Origin of the sequence: Streptomyces sp. NPDC001599, assembly GCF_042893535.1 — a bacterium.
In the GTDB taxonomy this organism is placed as follows: Bacteria; Actinomycetota; Actinomycetes; order Streptomycetales; family Streptomycetaceae; genus Streptomyces.
In genome coordinates, this window is record NZ_JBIAVA010000003.1 from 534,816 (window position 1) to 548,657 (window position 13,842).

Annotated in this window: 13 protein-coding genes; 9 read left to right on the top strand and 4 right to left on the bottom strand. The window is 72.9% G+C overall.

Annotated features, from left to right (window positions below):
• The first annotated feature begins 46 nt into the window (after positions 1-46).
• Positions 47-769 (top strand): FAD binding domain-containing protein, encoded by a 723-nt coding sequence (locus tag ACFYZ3_RS11355; RefSeq protein WP_388515509.1) that lies wholly within the window; start codon positions 47-49, stop codon positions 767-769.
• A gap of 29 nt (positions 770-798) precedes the next feature.
• Here ACFYZ3_RS11355 and ACFYZ3_RS11360 read toward each other — a convergent pair whose 3' ends face one another.
• Entirely contained in the window at positions 799-1,638 is an 840-nt protein-coding gene (locus ACFYZ3_RS11360) for a lysozyme (protein WP_388515511.1), read from the bottom strand.
• Between the two features lie 82 nt (positions 1,639-1,720).
• The gene (locus ACFYZ3_RS11365) at positions 1,721-2,581 is read right to left on the bottom strand and encodes a PhzF family phenazine biosynthesis isomerase (RefSeq protein ID WP_388515513.1); all 861 of its coding nucleotides are present in this window, start codon (positions 2,579-2,581) and stop codon (positions 1,721-1,723) included.
• Positions 2,582-2,665: 84 nt separating this feature from the next.
• On the opposite strand from ACFYZ3_RS11365, the gene ACFYZ3_RS11370 reads away from it, so the two are divergent.
• The 6 genes from ACFYZ3_RS11370 to ACFYZ3_RS11395 all read left to right on the top strand — a co-directional run bounded on the left by ACFYZ3_RS11370 (position 2,666) and on the right by ACFYZ3_RS11395 (position 8,379).
• On the top strand, positions 2,666-3,553 hold the full coding sequence (locus ACFYZ3_RS11370) for a LysR family transcriptional regulator (protein WP_388515515.1): 888 nt from the start codon (positions 2,666-2,668) through the stop codon (positions 3,551-3,553).
• Positions 3,554-3,834: 281 nt separating this feature from the next.
• Positions 3,835-5,565, top strand: a complete 1,731-nt coding sequence (locus ACFYZ3_RS11375) for a sensor histidine kinase (protein WP_388515517.1) — start codon at positions 3,835-3,837, stop codon at positions 5,563-5,565.
• Between the two features lie 163 nt (positions 5,566-5,728).
• A complete protein-coding gene (locus ACFYZ3_RS11380) occupies positions 5,729-6,148 on the top strand; it encodes a roadblock/LC7 domain-containing protein (protein WP_179235923.1) in 420 nt (139 codons plus the stop codon).
• Complete coding sequence (locus ACFYZ3_RS11385; RefSeq protein WP_388515519.1) at positions 6,145-6,501, top strand: DUF742 domain-containing protein; 357 nt, start codon at positions 6,145-6,147, stop codon at positions 6,499-6,501. Before ACFYZ3_RS11380 ends, ACFYZ3_RS11385 begins: the two co-directional genes overlap by 4 nt.
• Complete coding sequence (locus tag ACFYZ3_RS11390; protein ID WP_388515521.1) at positions 6,482-7,120, top strand: ATP/GTP-binding protein; 639 nt, start codon at positions 6,482-6,484, stop codon at positions 7,118-7,120. The genes ACFYZ3_RS11385 and ACFYZ3_RS11390 overlap by 20 nt, the downstream gene beginning before the upstream one ends.
• The gene (locus ACFYZ3_RS11395) at positions 7,117-8,379 is read left to right on the top strand and encodes a cytochrome P450 (protein WP_388515523.1); all 1,263 of its coding nucleotides are present in this window, start codon (positions 7,117-7,119) and stop codon (positions 8,377-8,379) included. Before ACFYZ3_RS11390 ends, ACFYZ3_RS11395 begins: the two co-directional genes overlap by 4 nt.
• 17 nt (positions 8,380-8,396) lie before the next feature.
• Here ACFYZ3_RS11395 and ACFYZ3_RS11400 read toward each other — a convergent pair whose 3' ends face one another.
• A complete protein-coding gene (locus ACFYZ3_RS11400; RefSeq protein WP_388515525.1) occupies positions 8,397-9,620 on the bottom strand; it encodes a cytochrome P450 in 1,224 nt (407 codons plus the stop codon).
• Positions 9,621-9,709: 89 nt separating this feature from the next.
• A complete protein-coding gene (locus ACFYZ3_RS11405) occupies positions 9,710-10,483 on the bottom strand; it encodes a FadR/GntR family transcriptional regulator (RefSeq protein ID WP_388515527.1) in 774 nt (257 codons plus the stop codon).
• A 236-nt stretch (positions 10,484-10,719) separates the two neighbouring features.
• On the opposite strand from ACFYZ3_RS11405, the gene ACFYZ3_RS11410 reads away from it, so the two are divergent.
• Together ACFYZ3_RS11410 and ACFYZ3_RS11415 are read left to right on the top strand one after the other, a co-directional pair.
• On the top strand, positions 10,720-12,087 hold the full coding sequence (locus ACFYZ3_RS11410) for an MFS transporter (protein ID WP_388515529.1): 1,368 nt from the start codon (positions 10,720-10,722) through the stop codon (positions 12,085-12,087).
• Complete coding sequence (locus tag ACFYZ3_RS11415) at positions 12,084-13,835, top strand: dihydroxyacetone kinase family protein (protein ID WP_388515531.1); 1,752 nt, start codon at positions 12,084-12,086, stop codon at positions 13,833-13,835. Before ACFYZ3_RS11410 ends, ACFYZ3_RS11415 begins: the two co-directional genes overlap by 4 nt.
• Positions 13,836-13,842: the final 7 nt, after the last annotated feature.

Consider the following 13,842-nt stretch of genomic DNA (forward strand, 5'->3'; position numbering starts at 1 on the left):
CGCGGTGTCGTCCGGCCGCCGACTTCCGGGAAGCAGGTCGATCGACATGCTCTTGCGTCAGCCCACGACCGTGACCGAAGCGCAGGAGTGCATGGCGCAGGGCGCGGTGCCCGTCGGCGGGGCCACGCTCGTGTGGGCCACCTGGCAACGCGACGGCTTCCCCGAACTGGCCATGTCGCTGCGCGGGCTGCCGGAGGCGACCGCCGTCGAACCCGAGTCGCTGGGCGCGGCCGTGGTGCTGCACCGCATAGACGACCGGGTGCCCGAGGTGCTGCGCCGGGCGGCGGGCTCGGTCGGCACCGGAGCCGTACGCCGGACGGCGACCGTCGGCGGCAACCTCGTCGGCAGCAGCCTGCGCTGCCTGCTGCCCGCGGCCCTCGTGCTGGACGCCCGCGCCACCGTGCTGGGCCCGGACCGCCCCTACGAGACCGATCTGGCCGAGGTGATGGCGAAACGTCACCTGCTGCTCGGTCTGCGCTGGCGCACGCCGCTGGCCAGCGGCTACCGCAAGGAGCCCGCCGAAGCCGGCGGCCCGCCGCCCCTGGTGGTCGCCACCGCCGTGCACGCCGACGGTGAGCGCGGGCTGGAGCTGCGCGTCGCCGTGCGCGACGGCTACGACGTGCTCAGCGGGACCACCGGATGCGGCACGGACGCCGAGGAGACCCTCGACGCCCTGGAGCGGACGGACATCGGCGCGCTGCCCGCCGGGGCCCGGGACGTGGTGCGTGAGCGGGTCGCCGGCATCCTGGGCCCCCTCGCCGACCGCTGAACCGGCGGCCGGCGCTCCGTTGGCCCGCGTCAGCCGTTGGCCAGGGCCTTGACCCGGTCCAGTGCGCCGTTGAACTTGTCGTGGTCCCCGACGGTCGGCCCGGACGAGGTGTACTGCCACATCGTGTGGAAGTCCCAGCCCGCCGGGAGCGTGCCCGCGGTCGAGGCGTACCGGGCGATCCACAGCGGGTTGTTCGCACCGAAACCGCTGTAGTTCCCGGTGCACTGCGTCCACCAGTTGGTGGAGGTGTAGATGGCGGCATGGCGGCCGGTGCGCTGCTTGTACCGGTCGAGGAAGGCCCGGATCCAGCTGACCATCTGACTGTGCGTCCGTCCGTAGCAGGTGGCCCCGTACGGGTTGTACTCGATGTCGAGGACACCCGGCAGCGTCCTGCCGTCCTTGGACCAGGCGCCGCCGTGATCGACGAAGTAGTCGGCCTGGGAGGCGCCGCCCGCGGTGTCCGGGGTCGCGAAGTGGTACGCGCCGCGGATCATCCCGGCGTCGTACGAACCGCCGTACTGCTGGGCGAAGTACGGGTTCCGGTAGGAGGTCCCCTCGGTGGCCTTCACATAGGCCCACTTGACGCCGCTCTTCCAGAGGGTCGGCCAGGCGACGTTGCCCTGGTGGCTGGAGACGTCCACCCCCTCCGTCTGGGCGACGCGGGTGCCGACGGGGCGGCCCTGGACCCCTTCGTGGGCGAGAACGCCGGTGCCCATGTGGGCGGTGCCGCGAGCGGGCGTCCTGGTGTCGTCGGCGGAGGCCGTGGCCGGGACGGCGGCCAGGGTCAGGAGAAGTGACTGGGCGGCGAGGATGACGCCTGAGGTGAGCAGGCGTGAGTGGCGTCGAGCCACGGCTATGGGTCTGCGCATGGCACCCATCCGAACCGCAGTCGGGCCCCACCGCATCCCACAGTCGCCCAGACGGTGTTGCCGGTGGTCTCGGACCGATGCCTCAGACCGACGCCCCGGAGACGGGCACGGCCTGTCCGGTGACCCGTGTGCGCGGGTCGCGCGGATCCACCTCGATCAGCAGTTCGCTGGTCCGGCCCATGTCCTCGCCCTGGCGGACCGCGATCGTGGCCGGGCCGGTGACCAGGCCCAGTTCGCGCAGGTACCCGCCGAGCGCCGCGGCCGCCGCACCCGTCGCCGGGTCCTCCACGACGCCGCCGACGGGGAACGGGTTGCGGGCGTGGTAGCGCTCGGCCGACTCGCGCCACACCAGGTCCACCGTCGTCCAGCCGTAGCGCCGCATGACCTCGGCGAGCGCGTCGAAGTCGTAGTCGAGGTCGGCAAGCCGGGCCCGGGACGCGGCGGCGAGCACCAGGTGGTCGTTGCCCCCGAACGCCACGTGGGCGGGCAGGGCGGGATCAAGGTCGGCGGGCGTCCAGCCGAGCGCCCCGAGCGCGGCGTCGCGTTCGGCGGGCAGCGCCGGGCGCGAACGCGTCGGCACGCTGGTGAGGGTGGCCCGCACCGCTCCGGTCCCGTCGACCGCGGTGGACACCGGGATCTCGCCGGCGGGCGTGTCCAGGACGACCTCTCCGGGGCCCAGCCGCTCGGCGAGGGCGACGGCCAGCGCCACCGTCGCGTGCCCGCAGAACGCCACCTCGGCCAGCGGACTGAAGTAGCGGACCCAAAACCGCCGTCGCTCCGCGTCGCCGCCGGTGACGAACGCGGTCTCGGAGTAGCCCACCTCTGCGGCGATCGCGAGCATCTCCGTGTCGTCCAGGCGGGACGCGTCGAGGACCACACCGGCGGGGTTGCCGCCGGCCGGGTCGTGGGTGAAGGCCGAGTAGCGCAGGATCTCCGTCGTCATGGCGGACACGCTGCCAGCCTCGGCCGATCGTGTCCAACGATCGTTCACGATCTAGTCCATCGGGGAACCGCATACCCTGACCCCGTGGACACCCGACTGCTGACGACCTTCACCGCGCTCGCCCGCACCGGCGGCTTCACCGCCGCCGCGGCCGAACTGCACCTGGCCCAGTCCACCGTCACCGTGCACATCCGCACCCTGGAACGGGACCTCGGCGTGCGGCTCTTCGACCGCCTGCCCACCGGAGCGCTGCTCACCGACGCCGGCCGCCGCCTCCTGGAACGGGCCGAAGAGGTGCTCGACGCCGTGGCGCGGCTGCGGGCCGGGAGCGCGGAGACCGGCGTCGTGTCGGGGCGGGTGGTGATCGGCAGCCCGGAGTCCCTGTGCGCCAGCCGCCTGCCGGGACTGGTCGCCGCGCTGCTCACGAGCCACCCCGAGGTGGACGTCCACCTGTACGCGGCCGGGACCCGGGAGTGCGTCGAGGGGCTGCGGTCCGGACGCCTCGACCTCGCCCTGCTGCTGGAGGAGGAGACGGAGTTCCCCGACGTGACCTCGGAACGGGTCGGCCGCGAGCCGCTCGCCCTCCTCGCCGCTCCCGGACACCCCCTGGCCGGCCGGGAGCGGGCGGCGAACTGGCCGGAACTCGCCAAGGAGAGCTTCTTCCTGCTGGAGGAGGGCTGCTCCTACAGCGACGCGCTGGCCCGCCGGCTGCTCGAGGTGCCGGACGCCAGGCCCCGGCTGACCAGGTTCGGCAGCGTCGACGCCGCGCGCAACTGCGTCGCGGCGGGGCTGGGACTGACGCTGCTGCCGCTCACCACGGTGACGGAGGAACTCAGCCGCGGACGCCTGGTGCGGGTCGAGGGGCCCGGCTTCCCCGCCGCGCCGGTACGGCTCGCCCGGCACCGCAGGCGCTGGACGGCACCCGCCGCACAGGAGGTCGCCCGGGCGCTCGTCCGCCATCTGGGCGACTGACCGCCGCTCACCCGGGGCCCAGCCCCAAGCGTCCGCCCGGAACACCTGCCCCAGGCAGAACGCCTGTACCACATCGGTGAGTTCGATTGGCGAGATGTCGGGAAAGTTCGCTCCTCGGTGGGGTCTGGCGCCGGTCCGGCATGCACGGTCAACCCGGTGACTAGCATGAGCCGCAAGCCCGCCGGAGTGATCACTACTCACCGGTGGCTCGGCTCCGGCCCGCGGTCGACCCAGGTCGACCGGGCCTTTTCCCCGCTCTCAAGGACCCGAGGGACCGCGGAATGTCAGTGTCTGCACCCCCCACCCCGCCCCGGACGCAGAAACCTCACCGCTCCACCCCAGCCGTCCCCCTGCTCGTGCTGCCAGCCGCCGCCGCTGCCGCCGGTGCCGCCTGGGCGGCCGCTCCCGAGACCGCCCGGAGCTGGACCGCGACCCTCGCCGTGACGTCCTGGCTGTGCGTCGCCGTCTCCGTCGTCCTCGGCTCCCACCTGGTCGGACGGGCACGCCGGACCGCGGCGGCCCGGCGGACGGAGATCAGCGCCCTCAAGGCCCAGCTCGCGCAGGAGAACGCCGGACTGGTGCACCTGGTCAACGTCGCGTTACCGGGTATCGCGCAGCAAGTGCGCGACGGCACGGGGGCGGACGAGGCCGTCGCCAACACCGCTCCCTCCTCCGGGCCGCACCTGCGGCAGGTCGTCCGGAGCTTCTCCGTCCTGGTGGAGGACGCGGTGCGGCAGGCCGCGGACGCCGAGTCCCGGCGGCAGCAGGCACAGGGGGAGACACGCCGGGGCATCGCCGAGCTGGAACACCTGACCAACAGCACCCTGCCCGCCGCCGTGGCGAAACTGCGGGACGGCACCTCGGCGGAGATCGTCCTCGCCGAACTGGACTGGCCACGCGGAGCACAGGCGCGCGCCTGCGCCGAGCTGTTCGTCCGGGAACTGGCCCACAGCGAACGGCGTACCGCCGCCGCGCAGGCGGCCTCCGCCAAGTCCCTCAGCCGCGTCCAGGCCAAGGCCGTCAGCATGCTCGCCGACCTGAGGGACATGCAGGATCGTCACGGCGAGGAGGTACTCGGCGATCTGCTGCGCCTGGACCACAGCACCTCGCAGCTCGGTCTCATCACCGACCGGCTGGCCCTCCTGATGGGCGGGCGCTCCAGCCGGGCCTGGAACAGACCCATCGTGATGGAGAGCATCCTGCGCGGCGCCGTCGGCCGGATCGCCGCCTATCAGCGGGTGCGGATGCACTGCTCCACCGACGCCGCCATCTCCGGCTACGCTGCCGAGGGCGTCATGCACCTGCTGGCCGAACTCATGGACAACGCGGCCAACTTCTCGCCGCCCATCGACGAGGTCCACGTCTACGTGGAGGAACGTACCGCCGGAATCGTCGTCACCATCGAGGACAGCGGCCTGAAGATGGCCGATGCCGCCATGCGCCACGCCGAACAGGCCGTGTCGGGGCGGACGAACGACCTGGCCTCGCTGCAGGGCACCCGCCTCGGCCTCGCCGTGGTGGGACGACTGGCCGCCAAGTACGGCGTCGGCGTGAGCTACCGGCCCTCGTCGCGCGGCGGCACCGGCGTCGTCGTCCTGGTGCCGCCCCAACTGCTGGCCCAGCAGCGGGACCCCGGGCCCGCCCCGACCGGCCGCACCTTCGGCGGCGGCGCCTCCACCGTCCCCGGTCCCGCCCCGGCGGCCGAGGCCCCGGCGTACTCGCGGCGGGTCCCGGACGTCCGGCCGGCGGAGCGGACCGCCCTGCCCGAACGGGCGGCACACCCCGGCCCCGCGCCCGCCACGCCCGGCGGGCTGCCCATGCGCTCCCCGGGCCGCACGATGGCCGAGGCGGAGGCCGAGCGGGAACGCCGCGACCACCACCACCGGCCGCCCGTCGACCCGGCGGCGTCGGCGTCCCGCGACGCCGGGGCCAGCTTCGGCGCCTTCCACCGGGGGCGCCGGTCCGGGGCGGCCGGCGGCGCGTCGGAGACCGAACCGCCCGCCCCGGGCTAGGAGGCGGGCAGGACCGCGCCCCCATCGCATCGCACCCGCATCGCACCCGCAGCACGCCCCCGGCGCGCGCCGGTGCCCCTCGCCCCACCGCTCGTGTCGCTCGTGAGATTGGAGGAACGGGCCGGTGACCGCAACACCACGAACCACCGTCCCCGCACCCATCATGCAGACCACCGACAACAGCCTCACCTGGCTCCTGCAGAACCTCCTGGACCGCACCCCCGGTACCCGCCACGCCCTCGTCCTCTCCCGCGACGGCCTCAAGCTCTGCTGGACCGAACACCTCACCCTGGACCGGGCCGACCAGCTCGCCGCGATCTGCTCGGGCATCCAGGCCCTCGCCCAGGGCGCCTCCGTCGAGTTCGGCAACGGCACCGGCGGGGTGCGGCACTCCATGACCGAGTTCCACGGCGGGCTGCTGTTCATCGTGGAGGCGGGCGAAGGCGCGCACCTGGCCGTCGTCGCGGTGGAGGACGCCGATCCCGGCGTGGTCGGCCACCAGATGACCGAGCTGGTCGAGCAGATCGGTGAGCACCTGAGGGCCGAGCCGCGCCACGCCGTCCCCGGGGGCAGCTCGTCGTGACGCGCAGGCCCGTGGACACCGGCGCACCCGACCGGCTCTACACGGTCACGGGCGGGCGCAGCCGTGCCGACGACTCCTTCGACCTCGTCACCCTGGTCGTCGCCGAGCGCGGGCCGTCGGCCGGCATGCAGTCGGAGCACGTCCGCATCCTCGACCTGTGCCGGCACCCCACGGCCGTGGTGGAACTCGCCGCCGAACTGGCCCTGCCGATCACGGTGGTGCGCATCCTGCTCGGCGACCTGCTCGCCACCGGAAGCATCACCGCGCGCCACCCGCGTCTGGGGCAGACCGCCGCGTCCCACCCCGATACCGCCCTTCTCCAGGAGGTGCTCCATGGGCTCCGCAACCTCTGACCCGACCGCCTCCGGCTCCACCACGACCTCCGGCCGCAAGCCCCTGACCGACGCCGCGGAGACCGGACTGAAGATCGTCGTCGTGGGCGGCTTCGGAGTCGGCAAGACCACCCTCGTCCGCTCCGTCAGCGAGATCCGGCCGCTCAACACCGAAGAGGTCATGACCCAGGCCGGAGTCGGTGTCGACGAGACCGGCGGGGTCACGTCGAAGACCACCACCACCGTGGCCTTCGACTTCGGCCGGATCAGCCTCAACGACCGCATGGTGCTGTACCTGTTCGGCGCCCCCGGCCAGGAACGCTTCTGGTTCCTGTGGGACCGGCTGTTCTCCGGCACCCTCGGCGCGGTCGTCCTGGTCGACACCCGCCGGATGAACGACTCCTGGTACGCGATAGACCGGCTCGAGCACCACCGCACCCCGTTCGTGGTGGCCGTCAACCGCTTCGACGACGACACCGCCCGGCACTCCCTGGACGAGATCCGGCTGGCCCTCGCGCTGCCCGACCACGTCCCGCTGATCGACTGCGACGCGCGGGTGCGGACCTCGGGCAAGCACGTGCTGGTCACCCTCGTGGACCACCTCTACCAACTGGCCCTGGCCCAGGAGAGCGCATCGTGACCGACATCGACCCGTCGCCCCACCCCGTCGCCGCACCGGGGTGCCCCGTGCACCCGGACGCCGTGCCGCTCGCCGGACTGGAGTACCAGCAGACGCCGTCGGAGCTGTACCGAGGCCTGCGGGCCGAACACGGCGCCGTCGCGCCCGTGCTCCTGGACGGCGGCATCCCGGCCTGGCTGGTCCTCGGCTACCCCGAGGTCAGCTATGTGACCAGTCACGACGAGCTGTTCGCCCGGGACTCGCGCCGCTGGAACCAGTGGGGCAGCATCCCGCCCGACTGGCCCCTGCTGCCCTACGTCGGGCACCAGCCGTCCGTCCTGTTCACCGAGGGCGAGGAGCACCGGCGGCGGGCCGGCGTCATCACCCAGGCACTGGCGGGCATCGACCAGTTCGAACTGGCCCGGGACTGCAGGCACCTCGCCGACCGGCTCATCGCCGCCTTCGCCGGAAGCGGCCGGGCCGAGCTGATGAGCGGCTACGCGCACCCCCTGCCGATGCGCGCCGCCGTCCGCATGTGCGGGATGCCGCACACCGGCGCCGACACCCAGCAACTCGTCGAGGACCTGCGCATCTCCCTGGACGCGGCCGAGGGCGACGACCCGGTCGCCGCCTACACGCGCGTGGGGGAGCGCATCCACCAACTGGTCCGCCACAAGCGCGAGCGGCCGGGCCCCGACGTCACCTCCCGCATGCTCACCCACCCGGCGGGACTGGCCGACGAGGAGATCGTCCAGGACCTCATCTCCGTCATCGCCGCCGCCCAGCAGCCCACCGCCAACTGGATCGGCAACACGCTGCGCCTGCTGCTCACCGACGAACGCTTCGCCCTGAACGTCTCCGGCGGCCGCCTCAGCGTGGGGGAGGCCCTCAACGAGGTGCTGTGGCTGGACACTCCCACGCAGAACTTCATCGGACGCTGGGCCGTCAACGACACCCAGCTGGGCGGCCGGCACATCCGGGCCGGCGACTGCCTCGTGCTCGGCTTCGCCGCCGCCAACACCGATCCGCAGCTGTGGCCCGAGGCCCACGTCGGCGCCGAGAACTCCGCGCACCTGTCCTTCAGCAACGGCGAGCACCGGTGCCCGTACCCGGCACCCCTGCTCGCCGACGTCGTCGCCCGCACCGCGGTCGAGACCCTGCTGGAGCGTCTGCCCGACCTCGTACTCGCGGTCGAGCCCGAGGAGTTGACCTGGCGTCCGTCCATCTGGATGCGCGGCCTGACCGCCCTGCCCGCACTCTTCACCCCCGTCGTGGCCTGAGAACCGGCGCGTGCACCTCAGGCCACGGGTGTGAAGCGGACCGGCAGCGACTGCGGGCCCCGGGTGAACACGCCCCGCTCCACCACCTCGAAGCCGTCCTCCGTCCGCAGGCCGGGCAGCGCGTCCAGGAGCTGTCCGACGCCGGTCTCGACCTCGGCCTTGGCCAGCAGGGCGCCGACGCAGAAGTGCCGGCCGAGCGCGAAGGCGAGGTGGTCGGCGGCGGCCGAGAAGGCGGTCGTCGTGGTCAGGTCGTCGCGCATGATGTCGAAGCGGTCCGGGTCGCGGTAGCGGCTCTCGTCCCGGTTGGCCGCCCCTATCAGGCAGGTGACGGTGGCACCGGCGGGTATCGTGCCGCCACTGAGCGTGACGTCCGTCGCCGTCTGACGCATGATCATGTGGACCGGCGGGGTGTAGCGCAGCGTCTCCGCGAAGGCACGCGGGATCAGGCTCCGGTCCTCGCGCACGGCCGCCAACTGCTCCGGATGGGCCAGCAGGTTGGCGAAGATGCCGGCGATCGCCTTGTCGGTGGTCTCGCCGCCGGCCGCGAGCAGCAGGCTGCAGAACGCCTTGATGTCCTCGTCGCTCATCCGGACCCCGTCCACCTCCGCGGCGCACAGCGTGGACAGCAGGTCGTCGCCCGGGTTCTCGCGGCGCTCCCGGATGATCGGGAACATGTACTCGGCGAACTCCGTCCGGGTGCGCGCACCGGCCGCCGCGACCTCCTGGTCGCCGGAGAGGTTGCCGAGGAACGCGATGACCGACGTGTACCAGCCGTGGAACCGGTCGTGGTCGGCCTTGTCCAGGCCCAGCATGTCCGCGATGACGTTGACGGGGAACCGGGTCGCGTAGTCGGCGACCAGATCGGCGCGGCCGGTGTGCCGGAACGCGTCTATCAGCTCACGGGAGTTGCGCTCGATCACCGGCAGGAACCGCTCCTGGAGGTCGGCCCCGCGGAAGGCCGGGGCGACCAGGGCACGCCGGACCGCGTGCTCCCGGCCGCTCAGCTGGAGGATCGTCCTGCCGTGCACGGGCTCGATCTGCCAGTCGTAGTTCTCCGTCGTGAACTGACCGGCGCGGTCCTTGAAGACGCGTTCCACGTCCTCGTAGCGCGAGACGATCCAGCTCTGGGTGGCCTCGTGCCGGATGAGGGGAGCGCTGTCCCGCATCGTCCGGTAGGCCGGGTACGGGTTCGCCGCGAACTCGGGGGAGAGGATGTCGGGGACCTGCTGCGCGGTGGACATGGGGCTCCTCGGTCGACAACGGCCTTGTCCCACCAGGCTATTGACGACGCGACGCCTCCGACAGACCGCGCGACGGGGTGAACGCCCCCTCAGCCCTCGCCGTCCCCGGAGCCGTCCACCGAGGCGCGCAGTCGTGCGCTCGCCATCCGCATGTGCTCGGCCATCGCCCGGTCCGCGGCCTCCGGGTCGCGGGCCCGGACGGCCTGGAGCACCGCGTCGTGCTCGCACAGCGTGCCGCTGACGGTGCCCTCGATGTCGCTGACGCGCTCCATCCAGACCTGGAGCAGCGCCCGGATGCTGTGCAGGATGTCGCTGAGCACGGTGTTGCGGGCGATCCGGGCCGTCTCCAGGTGGAAGGCGATGTCGGCGTCGATGAACGCCGTGACGTCCCCGCCCGCGTCGCGCATGTGCTGGAGATGCTCCTCCAGCCTGGCCACGTCCGCGTCGGTGGCGCGCTCCGCGGCGAGCCGGGCCGAGACGCCCTCCATGTAGGTGCGGACCTCGACCAGGTCCTGGGTGCGCCGCTGGCCCAGCATCAGGCCCCAGTTGATCGCCCGGGGCAGGAACTCCGAGGTGCCCTCGCGCACGTAGGACCCGGAGCCGGGGCGGATCTCGATGATCCCGAGCACGTCCAGCGCCGACAGGGCGCCGCGCACGCTGGACCGGGCGACGCCCAGGGCCTCGGCCAGCTGCCGCTCGGCGGGCAGCCGGGTGCCGGGCCGGATGTCGCCGGCCGAGAGGTGGTCGAGGAGCCGCTTGGCGACCTCGCTGACGGACGACTCGCGCACCACGGGGCGCAGCAGCTGCGCGAGGTCGGGCACGCCGGCGGAGCTGTGCTGATCAGGCTGACTGGTCACGGTCACCAGTCAACCAGATGCCACGCTCATCTCGCTGACCAGGCAGTTCATCGCTCTCTCGGCTGAGGTTTGTCAAGAGTTGAGCCGTTGGACGATCTGTGGCGCTCACCACACTGGTAAATTGGTGACCAATTTGGATCGGAGGCTTAGCGTGAAAGCGAACCGGTCGGCCGCCCCCGTGGCGGTCCACCCGGAGTGACCCGACCCGGACGGAGCTGTCCGGGCGAGCCGAGGAGTCGCCCATGGGTGCCCAAGCGCCATCCACGGCAGTCGAGAGAACTGCCATCAAGAAGGTCTCAGTCCGCCTCGTGCCGTTCGTGGCGCTGATGTTCTTCGTGAACTACCTGGACCGCACGGCCGTCTCGTTCGCCGAGCCGAACGGCATGGGCCAGGACCTCGCCCTGACCGCCGCCCAGTTCGGCTTCGCGTCCGGGATCTTCTTCCTCGGCTACATCGTGCTCGAGGTCCCCAGCAACATGGCCCTGCACCGCTTCGGGGCCCGCCGCTGGCTGGCCAGGATCATGGTGACTTGGGGCATCGTCTCCCTGCTGTTCACCTGGGTCAGCAGCAGCGGCCAGCTCTACACGCTGCGCTTCCTGCTCGGTGTCGCCGAGGCGGGTTTCTTCCCCGGCGCCATCCTCTTCCTGAGCCAGTGGGTGCCGTCCCGCCACCGCACCAAGATTCTCGGCCTGTTCTACCTCGCCCAGCCGCTGACCACCGTCTTCGGTGCCCCGCTGGCGGGCTGGCTGATCGGCCGGCACGGACTGTTCGGTCTGGAGGGCTGGCGGGTGATGTTCCTGTTCGTCTCGCTGCCCGCGATCGTCCTCGGCGTCATCGCCTGGTTCTACCTGATCGACAAGCCCGCCGACGCCAAGTGGCTCACCCCCGCCGAGCGCGACTGGCTGACCTCGGAACTCGCCGCCGAGAACGCGCGGAAGACCGGCCACGAGGGCCAGCACGCCAAGGGCGACCTCAAGAAGGCCTTCAGCAGCGGACGCGTGTGGACCCTGGCCGCCGTCTACTTCGGCTTCGTCTACGGCCTCTACGCCCTCGCCTTCTTCCTGCCGACCATCATCAACGGCTTCCAGGACCAGTACGGCACCACGTTCAGCGTCATGGACAAGGCCTGGATCACCGCCATCCCGTACCTGCCCGCCGCCGTCGTCCTCTTCTTCTGGACCCGGCACGCCACCCGCCACGGCACCCGCACCTGGCACGTGGCAGGCCCGGCCGTCGTCGGCGGCGTGTCCATCCCCCTCGCCCTCTACATGGGCTCCCCGACCGCCACCGTCGCCGTGATCACCGTGACCGCCTGCGCCATCTTCGCCGCGCTGCCCGTCTTCTGGTCGGTGCCCTCGCGCTTCCTGACCGGAGCCGCCGCCGCGGCCGGCATCGCCCTGATCAACACCGCCGGCAACGTCGCCGGGTTCGCCTCCAGCTACATCACCGGCTGGCTCAAGGACTGGAGCGGCGCCTACTACGTTCCGCTCTACCTCGTCGGCTTCTTCATGCTGCTGTCCGCCGCGCTGATGATCCTGCTCGCCGCCCGCAGCCGCACCGACGAACCGGCCCCCGCCGCCCACCCCCAGGCCGAGGAGGCCCTGCGATGACCCGCCTGTTCAACGACCCGGCCGCCTTCGCCGACGAGGCGCTGGAGGGCTTCACCGCCGCGCACCGGCGCTGGGTCCGGCCGGTCACCGGCGGCGTCGTCCGGGCCACCACCACCCCGGCCGGCCAGGTCGCCGTGGTGATCGGCGGCGGTTCGGGCCACTACCCCGCGTTCTCCGGCCTGGTCGGCCGCGGGCTGGCGCACGGCGCGGCCGTCGGGAACGTCTTCGCCTCACCCTCGGCCCGGCAGATCCACTCCGTGGCCACGGAGGCGTACGCGGGTGGGGGAGTCCTGCTGATGTACGGCAACTACGCCGGTGACGTCCTGCACTTCGGACAGGCCGCCGAGCGACTGGCCGCCGACGGCATCGAGACCCGCACGTTCGCCGTCGCCGACGACATCTCCAGCGCGGGCCCCGAGGAGTCGGCCAAGCGCCGCGGCATCGCCGGTGACCTGCCCGTCTTCAAGGCGGCGGCCGCCGCGGCCGAGCAGGGACTGCCCCTCGCGGAGGTGCTGCGCGTCGCCGAACGGGCGGGCGCCCGCACCCGTTCCTTCGGCATCGCCTTCTCCGGCTGCACCCTGCCCGGCGCCGACCACCCCCTGTTCACCGTCCCCGAGGCCCGGATGGCCGTCGGCCTCGGCATCCACGGCGAGCCCGGCATCGGCGAGGAGGCCCTGCCCACCGCCGACGAGGCGGCCCGGCTGCTGGTCGAGACCCTGCTGAAGGAACTTCCCGGGGACGTCGCCGATCCGGCGGGACAGCGTGCCGCGGTCATCCTCAACGGCCTCGGCTCGGTCAAGTACGAGGAGCTGTTCGTCGTCTACCGCAAGGTCGCGGCCCTCCTTGGCGACGCCGGTGTGGAGATCGTCGACCCCGAGGTCGGCGAACTGGTCACCAGCTTCGACATGGCCGGCATCTCGCTGACCCTGACCTGGCTGGACGACCGGCTGGAGGAGCTGTGGCGGGCCCCGGCCGACACGCCCGCCTACCGCAAGGGCGCCCTCGACGCGGCGGAGCCGGACCGGGACCGGGTGCCCGTGACCCCCGCCGACCAGGACACCGCCGTACCCGCGGCTCCCGTCGTGCCCGCCGCCTCGGACGCCTCCCGCCGGGCCGCCGCCACCGTCCTGACCGCGCTGGACGCGGTGTCCCGAGTCGTGGACGCCCATGCCGACGAACTCGGCCGCATCGACGCCGTGGCGGGGGACGGCGACCACGGCATCGGCATGCGGCGCGGCTCCACCGCGGCACACCTGGCCGCCCACGACGCCCACGGGCTCGGCGCGGGCGCCGGAACCGTCCTCACCCGCGCCGCCGACGCCTGGGCCGACAAGGCGGGCGGCACCTCCGGCGCCCTGTGGGGCACGATCCTGCGCTCGCTCGGCACGGCCCTCGGCGACCGGGACGCCCCCGACGCGGCCCGCGTCGCCGAAGGAGTCACAAAGGCCTCCGCCGCCGTGCAAAGGCTGGGCGGCGCCGAGGTCGGCGACAAGACCATGGTCGACGTCCTGGTCCCCTTCGCCGACGCGCTGGCCGCCGCCACGGCCGAGGGCCTGCCCCTCGCCGACGCCTGGGACCGCGCCGCCACCACCGCCACCGCGGCCGCCGCCGGGACCGCCGACCTGCTGCCCCGCCGGGGCCGGGCCCGCCCGCACGCCGAGAAGTCCCTCGGCACGCCCGACGCGGGCGCCCACTCCCTCGCCCTGATCACCCGCGCCGTCCACGGCGCACTGCTCGACCACCACTGAGGAAAGC

Excerpts from the sequence above, each read along its gene's own strand:
- ACFYZ3_RS11400 (WP_388515525.1), bottom strand. The coding sequence starts at position 9,620 with ATGTCCACCGCGCAGCAGGTCCCCGACATCCTCTCCCCCGAGTTCGCG.
- ACFYZ3_RS11390 (WP_388515521.1), top strand. The coding sequence starts at position 6,482 with ATGGGCTCCGCAACCTCTGACCCGACCGCCTCCGGCTCCACCACGACC.
- ACFYZ3_RS11380 (WP_179235923.1), top strand. The coding sequence starts at position 5,729 with ATGCAGACCACCGACAACAGCCTCACCTGGCTCCTGCAGAACCTCCTG.
- ACFYZ3_RS11365 (WP_388515513.1), bottom strand. The coding sequence starts at position 2,581 with ATGACGACGGAGATCCTGCGCTACTCGGCCTTCACCCACGACCCGGCC.
- ACFYZ3_RS11375 (WP_388515517.1), top strand. The coding sequence starts at position 3,835 with ATGTCAGTGTCTGCACCCCCCACCCCGCCCCGGACGCAGAAACCTCAC.
- ACFYZ3_RS11410 (WP_388515529.1), top strand. The coding sequence starts at position 10,720 with ATGGGTGCCCAAGCGCCATCCACGGCAGTCGAGAGAACTGCCATCAAG.
- ACFYZ3_RS11360 (WP_388515511.1), bottom strand. The coding sequence starts at position 1,638 with ATGCGCAGACCCATAGCCGTGGCTCGACGCCACTCACGCCTGCTCACC.
- ACFYZ3_RS11415 (WP_388515531.1), top strand. The coding sequence starts at position 12,084 with ATGACCCGCCTGTTCAACGACCCGGCCGCCTTCGCCGACGAGGCGCTG.
- ACFYZ3_RS11355 (WP_388515509.1), top strand. The coding sequence starts at position 47 with ATGCTCTTGCGTCAGCCCACGACCGTGACCGAAGCGCAGGAGTGCATG.